Source organism: Collinsella aerofaciens (assembly GCF_019131995.1).
Lineage (GTDB): Bacteria > Actinomycetota > Coriobacteriia > Coriobacteriales > Coriobacteriaceae > Collinsella > Collinsella aerofaciens_S.
Genome location: NZ_JAHONA010000005.1, coordinates 14,086 through 27,860, shown reverse-complemented (window position 1 = coordinate 27,860; position 13,775 = coordinate 14,086). Strand labels below are relative to the sequence as shown.

Here is a 13,775-nt window from a genome sequence, read left to right as displayed (position 1 = left end):
GTCGGGTACAGTTAATGTGTTAACAAGGCACAAGACGATGAGGCGCAATATGGATTTTACGGTTGAGAATGAGGGCACCACGATTGCCTGTCGCGAGTATGCCGGCCCGGACGTGCCGTCTGATGCACCTGCCCTGGTATGTGTGCACGGTGCCTGCGTCGACGGTGTCTTTTTTGACGGCATCGCCCGCGAGCTCAGCTGTGTCTACCGCGTAATTGCCTACGATCGCCGCGGCTGCGGCGAGAGCGGCGATGCTGCGGACGGCCGCTACGACCTCACCGTTCAGGCAGTCGACCTGCAAGCCGTTATCGAGCATATCGGTGCTCCGGCAAACGTGCTCGCGCACAGCGCCGGTACGCTGGTGGCCCTGGAGCTTCTTCGTACAAACTCGCCCGTCGTCTCGCGTGCGATCCTGCACGAGCCCGCCGTGACGGCTGAAGGCATCGGCCTGGGCGCGGCCCCCATTTTGCTCGACATGATTGCGGCGGGGAAGGTCTCGAGGGCATTGAGGGTCTTCTTGGGCGCCATCGGCGAGCCCGATCCCGAAGCTCCCAAAACAACCGAGGCGGAAGCCAAGCACGCCCTGCGCAATGGGCGCAGCTTTATGGCAAACGAATACGAGGCCACCATGACCTATGTCCCCGATTGGGACCGCGTTCGCGCATCAAACGCCATGGCGGCCGTGCTCTTGGGCGAGCTCTCGGTTAGCACGACCCGCGAGGCGGGCACGCGGGCGGCGGCGGAGCGCCTGGGTTGCCCGCTTGTGACGATTCCCGGCGCCCACAACGGCCTGCGCGACCGCCCGGTGCCGGCGGCCCAAGCCGTCCGCGACATCCTGGGGTCGTAGCGGTCGCACCGTCCAAAACGGGCTACACCCGCAAGCGTTTCGGCGATGTTAACAAACGCCCTCCAAACCTTGCGTCTGCAGCTCCAAATATACCGTTTGCCAACTCATGAAAATGTAACGATATTCACGCGCTTACCTGCATCAACAAGATGCTAACCTTGTACCATTTGATACCGACTGCTATCAAACGCAACGACCGAAAGGGCCCCATATGCTCAATAATCACGAGGCCAATCTAACCGACGAAGAGGCTGCCGCCGAGGTTGCCCGTGTCGCGAAGATCTACCCCGTGGTCCGTCTGATGTCGGCCGATCAGGTCAAAAGCGAGCGCAACTGCTTGCTCGCCGGCGATCGGTGCCCTTGCCTGCGTCAGTCAAGTCTTGAGGCCTTGGCGACTTCGGATGAGATATCGGAGCGGCTGCTCAACGACGGCGTCGAGTACCGTGCTCGCGTGCGCTCTTTGACGGTCGAGGGCGAGCCTCACGTTTTGCTGATGGTGCGCCCGATCGATGAACAAGAGGTCGCAGAAGAGGACCTTGTCTACACCGATGTGCTGACGAGCGTTCGTAATCGCCGCTATTACGAGGAGAAGCTTCGTAGCGCCCGCATGAACGCCGGCGTTGCGATGATTGACCTCGATGATTTTAGGGTCTTCAACGATACCTGTGGTCGTCATGCCGGTGACCTCGCGCTCGGCGCCGTGGCGGCGGCGATTCGCGGCGGCATTCGTTCGACTGACGAGCTTGTGCGCCTTGGCTGCGACAAGTTCGTGGCCGTCATGCCCAATATCCCCTCCGATGACTTTGCCCGTCGTCTGCGTCATGTATCCGATGCCGTCCATGCCACGATTGTCCCTGGTCACGAGCATGTAAGCCTTACGGCATGCGTGGGCGGTGTTCGCATCAATGGCGAGACGGTCGATGAGGGCGTAAACCGTGCCGTCCAGCTTTTAAGCCATGCCAAGGCAAAGCCCGGTACGGTTGTGACCGACAGCGATGCAATCGAGATCTTCCAAAGCGAAAAACCCTCGGTGCTTATCGTCGATGACTCCGAGATGAACCGTATTATCCTCAACGAGATGCTCAAGGACGAGTATCGCGTCTTGGAGGCGGACAACGGCCGTACGGCGCTCGATTTGGTTGACCGCTACGGCGATGAGCTGTCGCTTGTGCTGCTCGACATCATCATGCCGGGTATGAACGGGTTTGAGGTACTGGGCGAACTGTCACGCCGAACTGTTGCCGATAGCCTGCCCGTCATCATGATCTCGAGCGAGGATTCCGATGACGTGGTGCTGCGCGCCTACGAGCTGGGTGCTTCGGATTACATCAACCGTCCGTTTAACGCACGCGTCGTTCGCCGCCGCGTGAGCAATACCATCCGCCTGTATGCCAAGCAGCGTCGTCTGACGAGCCTGCTGTCTCAGCAGTACAACGAGCGTGTCAAGAACAGCCGCATGCTGATCGATATCATGGCCGGCGTCATGGAGCTTCGCAACGGCGAGAGCGGCCTGCACGTCACGCATATCGAAAAGCTGACCGAGCTGCTGCTGGGCTGCCTGGTGCATCGCAGCGACAAGTTCCCGCTCGACAACGAACAGCGCTCCACGATCGCCATGGCCTCGGCGCTCCACGATATCGGCAAGATGTCGATCGACGACGCGATCCTCAACAAGCCCGGACGCCTGACGTCCGAGGAGTTCGAGATCATGAAGACGCACACCACCCTCGGTGCCGACATGCTGTTTGAGCTGGGTCACCAACATGCCGGCAATTCCTTGCTGGAATATGCGTACCAGATCGCACGTTGGCACCACGAGCGCTGGGATGGCAAGGGCTATCCCGACGGCCTTAAGGGCGACGAGATCCCCATTGCCGCGCAGGTGGTTTCGGTGGCCGACGTATACGACGCGCTCACGAGCGTGCGCGTGTACAAGGATGCCATCCCGCACCAGGAAGCGATTCAGATGATTCTGGACGGCAAGTGCGGTGAGTTTAACCCGCTACTGCTCGACTGCCTGCTCGAGGTGCAAGACCGTATTGCCGAAACGTTGGCACGTCCTGCCGACGTCGTTGCGTTCCCCACGATTTAGTTTGACCGAAGGAGTTTTAATTCATGGGTTCCATGCGTGAAGCGTATGAGAAGATCGGCGCCGATTACAACGGTGCCAGCGTTCGCCTGATGGGCGAGGAGATGCTCGCCCGCTTTGCCCTTAAGTTCTTGGATGACGAGAGCATGGACAAGCTGGAGGCCGCTATGGCGGCAGGGGACGTTGAGGGTGCGTTTATGGCCGTGCATACGCTTAAGGGTGTGAGCCAGAACCTGGGGTTCGACAATCTGTATGAGCCGGCGGTCGTGGTGACCGAGGCGTTGCGTAATGCCAACACCGTTGATGGTGCTCGCGACGGGATACATGCACTGCGTCAGCAGTATGCGGCTACGATGTCGGCCCTGCGTGAGGCGGCTGAGTAAGAGACCGCGAGCCTTGGACCGTGCTCCAAGGTCGTAGATATAGATAAAATAGGGCGCCCCGTCGGACCATGTGGTCGGCGGGGCGCCCTATTTTGTTGCGCCGCCCGTGAGTTAGCGCGCCTGCTTAACCTGAGCCGCTGCCTCGACAAACGACTTCCACAGGTTAAAGTCGGTCTCGAGCGTCTTCCACGTGTACTCAGGATGCCATTGCACGCCTAGACAGAATGGCTGGCCTTCGACCTCGATGCACTCGGGAACGTCGTCGGTTGCCTTGGCGACCAAGTGCGTGCTCTTACCCAGACGATCGACGCAGCAGTGGTGTGCGGAGTTGGTTTGGATCAGCCTGTGTCCGCCAACCGCGCGGTCGAGCAGCGAGCCCGGCACGACCTCGACGGGATGCACGGGGTCGTTGAGCACGTGGGTATGGCGCCACTGCGTGCGGCCCTCGCGAGCGCCCAGGCTCGGCACGTCCATGCACAGGGTGCCGCCAGTGGCGACGTTGAGCAACTGCGTGCCACGGCAGGTGGTAAAGAGCGGCTTTTTGGCGCGGAGCACCTCGCCGACCAGCTTAAACTCAAAGCTATCGCGGATCTCGCAGCAGAGGGTGGGGTCGTAGGGTCGATCATCGCCCCAGCGTTTGGGGTTGACATCCGGGCCGCCGGGAATAGCGATACCGTCGGCGATATCGACGTAATGGCGGATGACCTCAATGTCCTCGGTGATGGACATCTGCAGCGGCAGGCCGCCGGCGGCAAGGATGGCATCGACAAAGACACTTGCGATTTCCTCGTTGGGGGAGAGCGTCTCGCTCAAAAACGGCTTTGCTTCTTCCCAACGCGGTGCGACGAGGATGAGTGGGCGGTCGGCGGGGTCGACGTCGACATACGGGGTGTAGGACGATGAGGTGCGGGTTCCGATCATGGTTGCGGCTTTCGAATCCGGGTGGACATGGCACAGGGGTGACGCGGGGCAAACGTTACTGATGAATTTGCCCGCGTGGCAATTGGGTTAGTGACCCTTGATGGAGTTGAGGAAGTCCTGGGCGCGCTTGGTTTGGGGGCGGTCGAAGAACTCGTCAGGCGTGCCGGTTTCCACGATCTGGCCGTCGGCCATAAACACGACGCGGTCGGCCACGCGGCGGGCGAAGTTCATCTCGTGCGTGATGACGATCATCGTCATGCCCTGCTGGGCCAGACGGACCATGACCTCGAGCACCTCGTTGATCATTTCGGGATCGAGGGCGCTCGTGGGCTCGTCGAAGAGCATGGCCTTGGGCTGCATGGCAAGCGAGCGAGCGATGGCTACGCGCTGCTGCTGGCCGCCTGAGAGCTGTGCGGGCACCTTATCGGCCTGTTCGGCCACGCCCACGCGGCTCAGCAGGTCCATGGCGCGCTCACGAGCCTCCTCCTTGGACACGCCCAGCACATCGACCGGCCCCAGCATGACGTTCTGCAGCACCGTCATATGTGCAAACAGGTTGAACTGTTGAAATACCATGCCCAGCTCGGCGCGCATGCGGGCAAGGTCTTTGCCTTCCTGCGGAAGCGGCTGACCTTCGATGAGGATCTCGCCCGAGTCGATGGTCTCCAAGCGGTTGATGGTGCGGCACATGGTCGACTTGCCCGAGCCCGAGGGCCCGATCACGACGACGACCTCGCCGCGGTCGACCGAGAGATTGATGTCGTTGAGGACATGTAGATCGCCATAGTGCTTATCGACGTGTCTGAGCTCGATCAGCGGCTGATTGCCGGTTGAAGAGGTGCTCTGTGCCATGGTGCTCGGCTCCTTATGATTCGAAATGGTAAAGCGTTAGCGGATGATGGTCGCACCGGTCTTGTGCGAAACGTAGACAGCGGCCTTGTTGATCGCGACGTTGATGAGGATGTAGATGACCGCGATAACCAGGTAGACCGACACGAGGGCGTCGTAGTTGGTAATGAGCACGCGGGCATTTTGCATGAGGTCGGGGTAGCTCACCACGTAGGCGACGGTGGTGTCTTTGACTACGACCACAAGCTGCGAAATCAACGACGGAATGATAAACCGAATCGCCTGGGGCAACACGATTTTAAAGGTGATTTTAGCCTTGGAGAGACCGAGCGCCTGGGCGGCCTCGACCTGGCCACGCGGCACGGCGTAGACGCCGGCTCGGAAAATCTCGGCCAACACACCGGCTGCAGCGAGCGCGACAGGGAGCGTGAGCATCCAAAACGACGGCAGCGCAATCCTGTACTGAGGCAGCACCAAAAAGAAGAAGTAGATGAACAGAAGGCTCGGTACGCCGCGGAAGAAATCGGTGAGCACGCGGCAGGCCAGCTGCAGCGGCTTAATATCGCTCGTGCGGCCGAGCATAAGGGCTAAGCCCAGCACCAGCGCGATGGCGCCAGCGGTGAGTGCGACTTTAACGGTGCCCTCAAAGCCGGCAAGCAGGAACTTCCAGGTGGTGAGGTGCGTAAAGAAATACCAGTAGTGGACCGAAAGCTGGTCGGTCACATAAAAGCGCTGCAGTACCAGGACGGCGAGCGCGGCGACGGCGACGAGTGAGATAGCGGTGCCGATGCGAATCTTGGCGCGCATCTTGGGGCCGGGAGCCTCGTAGAGCGCATCGCGCATGGTGAGCGCGGAGGTGGAGTGCTTGCTCATCGGAGGATCCTCACCTTCTTATCGATATAGTTGCCAATGTGGCTTACCACAAAGGCCGTGCCCAGGTAGCCGAGCGCCGAGATAAAGAACGCGGCGACGCCGCCGAGCGAGCGCGTGTTGATGTAGCTCACCACGCCGGTGAGCTCCTGCGGTTTAAGCGGCACCTGACTGCCGAGCGCGGTGGTGAGCATGACGGCGATAAAGAGGTTGGTCATGGGTAATACGCTCGAGCGCAGCGCCTGCGGAATCACGATTTTGGCGAGGATACGGCTGAAGCCCATGCCCAGCGAGCGGGCGGCTTCCACCTGGCCGACGCCGACGGTGTTGATGCCGCTCATAAAGTTCTCGGAGCCAAAGGCCGAGCCCAAAAGGACCGTGGCGACGATAACGCAGGTGCGGTAGGGCAGAACGACCTTGAGCGGCGGCAGTGCGTAGACGACGATGATGAGCAGCGCGATGCCGGGGATGTTACGGAAGACCTGGACATACAGGTCGCCAAAGACGCGCAGCGGCTTGAGCGGCGACACGCGCATCACGGTGACGGCGACGGCCAGCACCATGGCGATGGCAAACGACTCAAGCGTCATGCCCCAGGTTGCTAGCAGCGCGTCGATATAGTTCTGGCCATAGAGCGACCAGAGTTCGGAGAGACTCATGCGGACCTCCCGCCGATAAGGAAAGGGGCTCCCGTGTGTACGGAAGCCCCGACAACTCAGTGAGGAAACAGTTTACCGCAATAAAGCGCATCATGCGTTTCCGTATGGTTTCGTTGCGGCCGTTACTAGACTCGCTGCCTAGGCGCCGATCTCGGGCAGCTCGGGAACATTGGTGTCGCCCGTACGGTCGCCGATGCAGATCTGCCACAGCTCAGTCCAGGTGCCGTCGTCCTCGATCTTCTTAAGGAAGTCGTTGACAAAGGCGACGCCGTCGGAATCGAGCGGCAGACCGATGCCGTAGGGCTCCTTGCTGCCGAAGGGCTTGCCGGCGATCTTGTACTTGCCGGGCTCGCGGACCAGGGCGCTCTGCTGCATGTTGTTATCGATGACGTAGGCGTCAACGCGGCCCTGCTGGAGTGCCTGGCGGGCCTCCTCGTCGGTCTTGAACTCCTGCTGGCTGGCCTTGGGAGCGAGCTCCTCCAGGATGGCGGGGCCGTTGGAGCCGGACTGGACGGCGACGTTCTTGTCGGCCAGGTCGTCGACGCTCTTGATGTCGTCGTTATCGGCGAGCACCAGGATAGCCTGCTGCGTGTAGTAATAGGGACCGGCAAAGGAGACGAGCTTCTTGCGCTCGTCAGTGATGGTGTAGGTGGCAAAGACAGCGTCGACCTGGCCGTTCTGCAGGACGGACTCGCGCGTGTCCGAGGTCACCTGGGTGATCTCGACCTTGTTCTCGCCCAGAATGTAGTTGGACAGGAGCTGTGCGATACCGGCATCGAAGCCGCGGGTCTGACCGTCTTTCTCGTTGAGGAGGGAGAAGAGCGTGGAGGTCTGAACGCCACCGATCTTAAAGACGCCGGCGTCCTTGACGGCCGTGGCCCAGGTGCTGGCGGCGATAGCATCGTCATCGGCCTTGGGGCCGTTGTCGACGAGCTTGTCGAATGCCTTGGCATCGAGCGTGGTGGAAGCCTCGGTATCATTGGAGCCCTTGGAGGAGCCGGCGGCGGAACCCTTGTCGGCCTCGGCGCTGGTGTCGGAGCAGCCGGCAAGACCAAGGCCGGCGACGGTTGCGAAGGTGGCGGCAACGAAGCCGCGGCGGTCGAGAACGACCTGCTGGGAGAGGTTCTTGCTCATGGTAGAACACCTTTCTCAATAAAATCCCTAGCGGTTGAGTAGAGTTATACCCTATCGCGCTCAAATGGGTCAACACGAAATAACTCAGAAACATACTTACCTTATGGGTTATTCTACCTACCAAAAAGGGACAGGCACCTTTGTGGTGGTTCTTGCAGATGTGGTGGCATGTCTCGCTGCTTTGTCTCAATCTGTAACAGGTAGACGAGGAAATGGGTTCTTACTGTTACAGATTGAGATTTTCTCTTCAGGGGAATTCGAATGTCTCAATCTGTAACATCTGGACGGCCAAAAGGTCTCTATCTGTTACAGATTGAGACAAAGGTCTGGGACTAAGACATCTTGTCTAGATCTGTAACAGTTAGACGGGAATTCGGGCTCTAGATGTTACGGATTGAGATAATTGAGCTGTGAAAACAAAAACCACCACAAAGGTGCCTGTCCCCTTTGTGGTGGTTTTCTCTAGTGCTGATTGAGTAGCCTTACGGTTTCGGCGGCCATGTTCTCGACCGTCATGCCGTTTTGAGCGAGCAACTCGTTTGGGTCGTAGCGGTCGGGGAAGCCCTTGGCGATGCCGAAGGTGCGCGTGCGCAATGGCGTGCATGCCAGATAACATGCCACGCGCTCGCCCCAGCCGCCGTCCAAGATGCCGTCCTCGAGGGTGACGACAACGCGATGCTCGGCGGCAAGGCTGTCGAGGAACTCGCGGTCAAGCTCGGTTGCAAAGCGCGGGTTGACGAGCGTGGCCTCGATGCCGTATTCGGCAGCCAAGCGGTTTGCAACGCGCTCGCCCAGCTCAAAGAAATCGCCAAGCGCGAGCACGGCAACGTCGCGGCCCTGACGTACCGCGTTATAGTGAGCGGCGCTGTAATCGGTGTCCTCGGCAGGTGCCAGGTCGGGGCGGCTCACCAGGCCGATGCCCGGTACACGAATCGCCACGGGATGCTCGCGGTGGTCGAGCGACCAACTCAGCATGGACAGGTATTCCTCCATGCAGGCCGGCGCCAAATAGCGCATGTTGGGAAGTCCGCCCAGCATGGAAATATCAAAGAACGAGAGGTGCGTCTCAGATGTGGTGCCAAAGATCGATGCGCCAAACACCAGGATGGTTGCGGGGGCGTCGTTGAGGCACAGGTCGTGCCACAGCTCGTCGTAGGCGCGCTGCAAAAACGTGCCGTACACACCAAAGACTGGCTTGGCGCCCGAGCGTGCAAGCGCGGTGGCAAAGGTCACAGCGTGCTCCTCGGCAATGCCCACATCGACGAACTGTTTGCCGGCGGCAGCGCGAAGCTCGGGTGTAAAGCCCATAATGTAGGGCGTGGCGGCCGTGATGCCCACGACCTGCGGATCGCGCTCGATGGCGGCGCTGAGCGCCTCGCCCGTAATGTCGGCATAGGTGCGCGGTGCAGGCTCGCTCGGATGGCCCGGGCAGAGCTTGCGCCCAGTCGCCATGTCAAACGGACCCACGTGGTGCCAGCGCTCGGGGTCGCTCTGGGCCGGCTCAAAGCCCTTGCCCTTGGCGGTGGAGACGTGCAGCACGATGGGATGATCGATATTGCGCAGTTCCTGCAGCGCATCGACGAGGGCCAACACATCGTTACCGGCGTCCAGATAGCGGTAGTCGAGCCCCATCGCGCGGAAAACGTTGCGCTCGCAGGTGCCGTTGCTGGCGCGCAGCTCGGCCAGATTGCGATAGAGGCCGCCATGGTTCTCGGCAATGGACTGGTCGTTGTCATTGACGATGATGATCAGGTTGCTATCGAGTTCGGCGGCATTGTTAAAGCCCTCAAACGCCAAGCCGCCCGAAAGCGAGCCGTCGCCAATGATGGTGATGACGTTGTACGCATCGCCCGCCAGGTCGCGAGCGTGCGCTAGGCCGCAGCCCAGGCTCACCGAGGTCGAGGTGTGACCCATGGCGAACAGGTCATGCTCGGACTCGTCGGGATTGGCAAAGCCAGAGGCCTCGCCAAAGCGCTCCGGATCGATATAAGTGTACGCGCGCCCAGTCAGCGCCTTGTGGGCGTAGGTCTGGTGCGAAACGTCAAAGACAATCTTGTCGATAGGGGAGTTAAACACGCGATGGAGCGCGACCGTAAGCTCAACGACGCCCAGGTTGGGGGCAACGTGCCCGCCGACGGCGGCGGAGCTTTCGAGGATGGCGTGGCGAATCTCGTCGCAGAGCTGTGGGAGCTCGGCACGATTAAGAGCCTTGACGTCCTCGGGCGTTGTCGTTTGCGTAAGCAGCATCGTTGTGGGTTACTCCATGCGAATCGTGCGCCGGCACTCCCTTGGCCGGCACAATTGCACAAGACAGTCTCGCACATTTTGGCGTTTGATATGTGACGGCGGCGCGGTAATTCGCCAACTGGTGGGGCAAAACGTTTTGTCCGATGCCATACTGATGTGTTCCATGATGTTTTTATCGATTGTGCACAAGCCGTGGCTTGCCGCCGTGAGCCGCTGGAAGGAGGCAGCATGTCCGATGCCGTTCGTGCCGAGAAAATCGCGTGCGAAGTAGACCATGCTGCCCGTCAACTGGCGCAGGCGGGCCGTCTGGACCTGACGCGCGAGTTTATCCAGCATGGCGATGTGACGGTGTATGCACATGTGACTTCGGTAGCGCGCGCGAGTCTGTCCTTTGCCGAGCACTTGGGCCGTGCTGGCATTTCGGTCGACCGTGCCTCGCTGCTGCGCGGGGCCCTGTTGCACGATTACTTTCTCTACGATTGGCACGATTCCGACCCAAGCCATCGGCTGCATGGCTTTCGCCACCCGTTTTTTGCCCTGGCGCGTGCGGAAGAAGATTTTGAGCTGACGCCGCGCGAGCGGAATATTATCGTGCGGCATATGTTTCCGCTGGTGCTGGTGCCGCCGACGTGTCGTGAGGCATGGATTGTGTGCCTAGCGGATAAATGGTGTGCTCTGCGTGAGACGGTCGCCGGCCGCCTGCCGCGCAAGGACGAGACGGACGATAGCGCGAGTAAAGCATCGAGCGAAAAGAGGAGAGGGTAGACGGTGGGGACCGCGATTGATACTGCGTTTTGCGGCGCGACGCTTGCCGCCTGCCCACTCTCGGCACTGGTGCTCTCGTTTGCCTTTTACGGGTTTTGCGGTTGGGCATGGGAGTCGACAGTATGCGCCATGCTCAATCACGGACGATTTGCCAACAGTGGCTTTTTGCTGGGGCCGTGTTGTCCTATCTATGGTGTGGGCGGCATTGCCTGCTGGCTGCTGTTGCGCGGGATTCCGGATGCCTCGAGCCAGTTTGTCGCTGCAGCGCTCGTATGCAGCGTGATTGAGTACAGCGTAGGCGTGCTGTTGGAAAAAACAACGGGCGCTCGCTTTTGGGATTACTCGCACCTGCCGTTTAACTTGCACGGACGCATCTGTCTGTACTGGGCCTGCGCGTTTGGCTTGGGTGCGTTGTGTATTTGCCGTTTAGTGGAGCCGGCATTGCTGGGGCTGCTTGGCCGTCTGCCGGTGCTGATTGTGCGGTTGTCCGCCTTTATCGTCGCGGTCGCGATGATGGTCGACGCGTTGTGCTCGCTGGCGAGCTGGCGGCGTCTGTCCGATCAGCTGGAGTGCGTGCGCGCCGATCTTGCCGACCGCATCAACGAGTCGCTTGCCGATGCGTCCGACTCCATGCTCGAACGTATTCCCGATTCGGCGATCGACTCGGTGGCACAGACGCATATCCGCAGCCGTGCCGTTAACGCGTGGCTGGCGGAGCTGGGCGACGCGACGCTCGATGCCCTGCGCGAGAAGGCTTCGATGCCGACGTTTATCTCGGATGGTGCTCGCGGCCTGGCACTTGCTGCCCGCCGTGTGGCCGATGCCGCGCCGAGCATGCCGCGTCCGTCGCTCAGTCGTCGCCTTGCCGGCAAGCGCATGAGCCGTCCGGTGCCAAGCGTGTCGCTCAGCCGCCGCGACCTACGCTTCTTTAACGCCTTCCCGCGTCTGCGCATCAATCGCTACGAAGGCGTCATTCGAGCAACTAATCTCCGCGACCGAGCCCGCGAGCTGTTCCGCCACTAGCCGAGACGGGCGCGCTCACGGCTTCCTTGCTCGCGTATTTCCCGTTCGTTTCGCGTCCGTTGCCGCGCCGTTTCCAAGATTGCGGCGCCGTTTCCATTCGACAACGCCGCGTTTAACAACGCCGTATCTGGTCTACACCAGTTGCCCCTCGGCCGCATTATGGGCGCCGACAACGTTCATGCGACCAAGGGAGAGCGAATGTACGATACGGGATCGACAACGTTTATGCTCATCTGCACCATGCTCGTGTTTTTAATGACACCGGGTCTGGCGTTTTTCTATGGCGGCCTGTCCAGGCGCAAAAATGTCATCAACACCATGCTCATGTGCTTTGGCGCCATTGGTCTGGTTGGTGTGCTGTGGATTGTTGCCGGCTGGTCTCTGGCCTATGGCGGCGACGGTTCGAGTCCGTTTATTGGAGGCCTTGACCAGCTGCTGTGCCTGCCGGTGCTCAACCAGGTGCTGCAGGCGGCTGAGGGCAATGCTGCGGACGGTGTCGTCTACCCTCAGATCATCAACATCGCCTTCCAGATGGCATTTGCCATGATCACGGCTGCTATCGTCACGGGCAGCCTGGCCGGCCGCGTTAAGTTCGGTGCCACGACGGCCTTCCTGGGTATTTGGCTGCTCGTGGTCTATGCGCCGCTCGCTCACATGGTTTGGGGCGGCGAGGGCTCCTTTATTGGCGATATCATCGGCGCGCTCGACTTTGCCGGCGGCGACGTGGTGCACATCTCGTCTGGTCTTACGGGCCTGATTCTCTGCTTAATGCTCGGCCGTCGTCGCGGCTTTGGCATGGTGAGCTACCGTCCGCATAACGTGCCGTTTGTGGCGCTGGGAGCCGGCCTGCTTTGGTTTGGCTGGTTTGGCTTTAACGGCGGCAGCGAGTTCAAGGCCGACGCCGTGGCGGCACTTGCCATCCTCAATACCGTGACGGCCAGCGCGGCGGGCATGGTCTCGTGGCTTGCCGTCGAGCGCGTGCACACCGGTCGCCCCACGCTGGTGGGCGCCAGCACCGGTCTGGTTGCGGGCCTTGTGGTGGTCACGCCGGGCGCGGGCTTTGTCGAGCCGTGGGCGGCGCTGGTCATGGGCCTGATCGTATCGCCTGTCTGCTACCTGGCCATTAGCCATCTTAAGACCAAGTTTGGCTACGACGATGCGCTCGACGCGTTCGGTTGCCACGGCATCGGCGGCATTTTGGGCGGCGTGCTCACGGGCCTGTTTTGCGTGCCGGGGCTTTCGTGGACCGGTAAGGGCGGCCTGTTCTACACGGGCGACGTGTCGCTGCTCATCTCGCAGATCTTGGGCATTGTGGTGACGGTCGCTATTGTGCTGGTGCTCGATTTGGTGATCGCCGCGGTGGTCAAGGCGCTGTTCCACGGCAGCCTACGTGTGGACGAGGCCGACGAGGCGCTGGGCTTGGATGCGAGTCAGCACGGCGAGAGCGCATATCCCTCGTTCTCCGGACTCGATTAGCAGCACGGCTTTCCCAGGCACCCGACCTTGCCCCTCAAACCGTCGCTTGCGTACCGAAGTACGCGGCGCTCCTCTTTCGGGGCAATCTCGGGCACCTGGAAAACCCGTGCCATGTGAATGAGCGGTTCATTTCTATATTAAAGAGAGGAATTCACTATGAAGAAGATTACGGCGATCGTTCGCGCCGAGAAGCTTGAGGTTCTTAAAGACGCGCTGTTTGCTGCTGATGTTCGTGGTATGACCATCAACCAGGTGCAGGGCTGCGGCGCTCAGCATGGCTGGAAGGAATACGTGCGCGGCAACGAGTTGCTTGTCAACACGATCCCTAAGGTGCAGTTCACCCTCATCTGTGCCGATGAACATGTCGACGGCATTGTCGAGATTATCTGCAACGCCGCACGCACCGGAGCCGTCGGCGATGGCAAGATCTGGGTCGAGCCGGTCGAGGAGGTTATCCGCATCCGTACCGGCGAACACGGCCCCGCCGCGGTGTAGGATCGAACGCCTGCCAT

13 protein-coding genes are annotated in these 13,775 nt (G+C 60.6%); 7 read left to right on the top strand and 6 right to left on the bottom strand.

The features are described from left to right. Positions 1–49 precede the first annotated feature (49 nt). From KSY82_RS02625 to KSY82_RS02615, 3 genes are all read left to right on the top strand, one after another. Positions 50–847, top strand: coding sequence for an alpha/beta fold hydrolase (locus tag KSY82_RS02625; RefSeq protein ID WP_217750184.1), 798 nt, complete (start codon positions 50–52; stop codon positions 845–847). 211 nt (positions 848–1,058) lie between these two features. Continuing rightward, positions 1,059–2,939 carry a diguanylate cyclase gene (locus KSY82_RS02620; protein WP_217750183.1) on the top strand — a complete coding sequence of 627 codons (1,881 nt, stop codon included), beginning with the start codon at positions 1,059–1,061 and terminating at the stop codon, positions 2,937–2,939. Positions 2,940–2,962: 23 nt separating this feature from the next. Continuing rightward, positions 2,963–3,319, top strand: coding sequence for an Hpt domain-containing protein (locus tag KSY82_RS02615; RefSeq protein ID WP_195235062.1), 357 nt, complete (start codon positions 2,963–2,965; stop codon positions 3,317–3,319). Positions 3,320–3,430: 111 nt separating this feature from the next. On the opposite strand, the gene KSY82_RS02610 is transcribed toward KSY82_RS02615, so the two are convergent. The 6 genes from KSY82_RS02610 to KSY82_RS02585 all read right to left on the bottom strand — a co-directional run bounded on the left by KSY82_RS02610 (position 3,431) and on the right by KSY82_RS02585 (position 9,999). Continuing rightward, positions 3,431–4,240: a gamma-glutamyl-gamma-aminobutyrate hydrolase family protein gene (locus tag KSY82_RS02610; protein WP_217750182.1), complete on the bottom strand. Its 810-nt coding sequence runs from the start codon at positions 4,238–4,240 to the stop codon at positions 3,431–3,433. Between the two features lie 87 nt (positions 4,241–4,327). Continuing rightward, a complete protein-coding gene (locus tag KSY82_RS02605; RefSeq protein ID WP_303246691.1) occupies positions 4,328–5,092 on the bottom strand; it encodes an amino acid ABC transporter ATP-binding protein in 765 nt (254 codons plus the stop codon). A gap of 36 nt (positions 5,093–5,128) precedes the next feature. Next, on the bottom strand, positions 5,129–5,962 hold the full coding sequence (locus tag KSY82_RS02600; RefSeq protein ID WP_217750181.1) for an amino acid ABC transporter permease: 834 nt from the start codon (positions 5,960–5,962) through the stop codon (positions 5,129–5,131). Then, positions 5,959–6,618, bottom strand: coding sequence for an amino acid ABC transporter permease (locus KSY82_RS02595; protein ID WP_217750180.1), 660 nt, complete (start codon positions 6,616–6,618; stop codon positions 5,959–5,961). Before KSY82_RS02595 ends, KSY82_RS02600 begins: the two co-directional genes overlap by 4 nt. 138 nt (positions 6,619–6,756) lie before the next feature. Further along, positions 6,757–7,752 carry a glutamate ABC transporter substrate-binding protein gene (locus KSY82_RS02590; protein ID WP_217750179.1) on the bottom strand — a complete coding sequence of 332 codons (996 nt, stop codon included), beginning with the start codon at positions 7,750–7,752 and terminating at the stop codon, positions 6,757–6,759. 462 nt (positions 7,753–8,214) lie between these two features. Then, complete coding sequence (locus tag KSY82_RS02585; RefSeq protein ID WP_217750178.1) at positions 8,215–9,999, bottom strand: 1-deoxy-D-xylulose-5-phosphate synthase; 1,785 nt, start codon at positions 9,997–9,999, stop codon at positions 8,215–8,217. A 228-nt stretch (positions 10,000–10,227) separates the two neighbouring features. Here KSY82_RS02585 and KSY82_RS02580 point away from each other — a divergent pair, with 228 nt between their 5' ends. The 4 genes from KSY82_RS02580 to KSY82_RS02565 all read left to right on the top strand — a co-directional run bounded on the left by KSY82_RS02580 (position 10,228) and on the right by KSY82_RS02565 (position 13,758). After that, positions 10,228–10,764: an HD domain-containing protein gene (locus KSY82_RS02580; RefSeq protein WP_138374875.1), complete on the top strand. Its 537-nt coding sequence runs from the start codon at positions 10,228–10,230 to the stop codon at positions 10,762–10,764. A gap of 3 nt (positions 10,765–10,767) precedes the next feature. Continuing rightward, positions 10,768–11,787, top strand: a complete 1,020-nt coding sequence (locus tag KSY82_RS02575; RefSeq protein ID WP_368042024.1) for a putative ABC transporter permease — start codon at positions 10,768–10,770, stop codon at positions 11,785–11,787. A gap of 198 nt (positions 11,788–11,985) precedes the next feature. Then, a complete protein-coding gene (locus tag KSY82_RS02570; protein ID WP_254881678.1) occupies positions 11,986–13,263 on the top strand; it encodes an ammonium transporter in 1,278 nt (425 codons plus the stop codon). A 156-nt stretch (positions 13,264–13,419) separates the two neighbouring features. Beyond that, a complete protein-coding gene (locus KSY82_RS02565; protein ID WP_117734256.1) occupies positions 13,420–13,758 on the top strand; it encodes a P-II family nitrogen regulator in 339 nt (112 codons plus the stop codon). Positions 13,759–13,775: the final 17 nt, after the last annotated feature.

What these genes read in the sequence shown, in the direction of transcription:
- KSY82_RS02585 (WP_217750178.1), bottom strand. Translation starts at nt 9,999, where the DNA reads ATGCTGCTTACGCAAACGACAACGCCCGAGGACGTCAAGGCTCTTAAT.
- KSY82_RS02620 (WP_217750183.1), top strand. Translation starts at nt 1,059, where the DNA reads ATGCTCAATAATCACGAGGCCAATCTAACCGACGAAGAGGCTGCCGCC.
- KSY82_RS02565 (WP_117734256.1), top strand. Translation starts at nt 13,420, where the DNA reads ATGAAGAAGATTACGGCGATCGTTCGCGCCGAGAAGCTTGAGGTTCTT.
- KSY82_RS02610 (WP_217750182.1), bottom strand. Translation starts at nt 4,240, where the DNA reads ATGATCGGAACCCGCACCTCATCGTCCTACACCCCGTATGTCGACGTC.
- KSY82_RS02625 (WP_217750184.1), top strand. Translation starts at nt 50, where the DNA reads ATGGATTTTACGGTTGAGAATGAGGGCACCACGATTGCCTGTCGCGAG.
- KSY82_RS02615 (WP_195235062.1), top strand. Translation starts at nt 2,963, where the DNA reads ATGGGTTCCATGCGTGAAGCGTATGAGAAGATCGGCGCCGATTACAAC.
- KSY82_RS02580 (WP_138374875.1), top strand. Translation starts at nt 10,228, where the DNA reads ATGTCCGATGCCGTTCGTGCCGAGAAAATCGCGTGCGAAGTAGACCAT.
- KSY82_RS02595 (WP_217750180.1), bottom strand. Translation starts at nt 6,618, where the DNA reads ATGAGTCTCTCCGAACTCTGGTCGCTCTATGGCCAGAACTATATCGAC.
- KSY82_RS02605 (WP_303246691.1), bottom strand. Translation starts at nt 5,092, where the DNA reads ATGGCACAGAGCACCTCTTCAACCGGCAATCAGCCGCTGATCGAGCTC.
- KSY82_RS02600 (WP_217750181.1), bottom strand. Translation starts at nt 5,962, where the DNA reads ATGAGCAAGCACTCCACCTCCGCGCTCACCATGCGCGATGCGCTCTAC.
- KSY82_RS02570 (WP_254881678.1), top strand. Translation starts at nt 11,986, where the DNA reads ATGTACGATACGGGATCGACAACGTTTATGCTCATCTGCACCATGCTC.
- KSY82_RS02590 (WP_217750179.1), bottom strand. Translation starts at nt 7,752, where the DNA reads ATGAGCAAGAACCTCTCCCAGCAGGTCGTTCTCGACCGCCGCGGCTTC.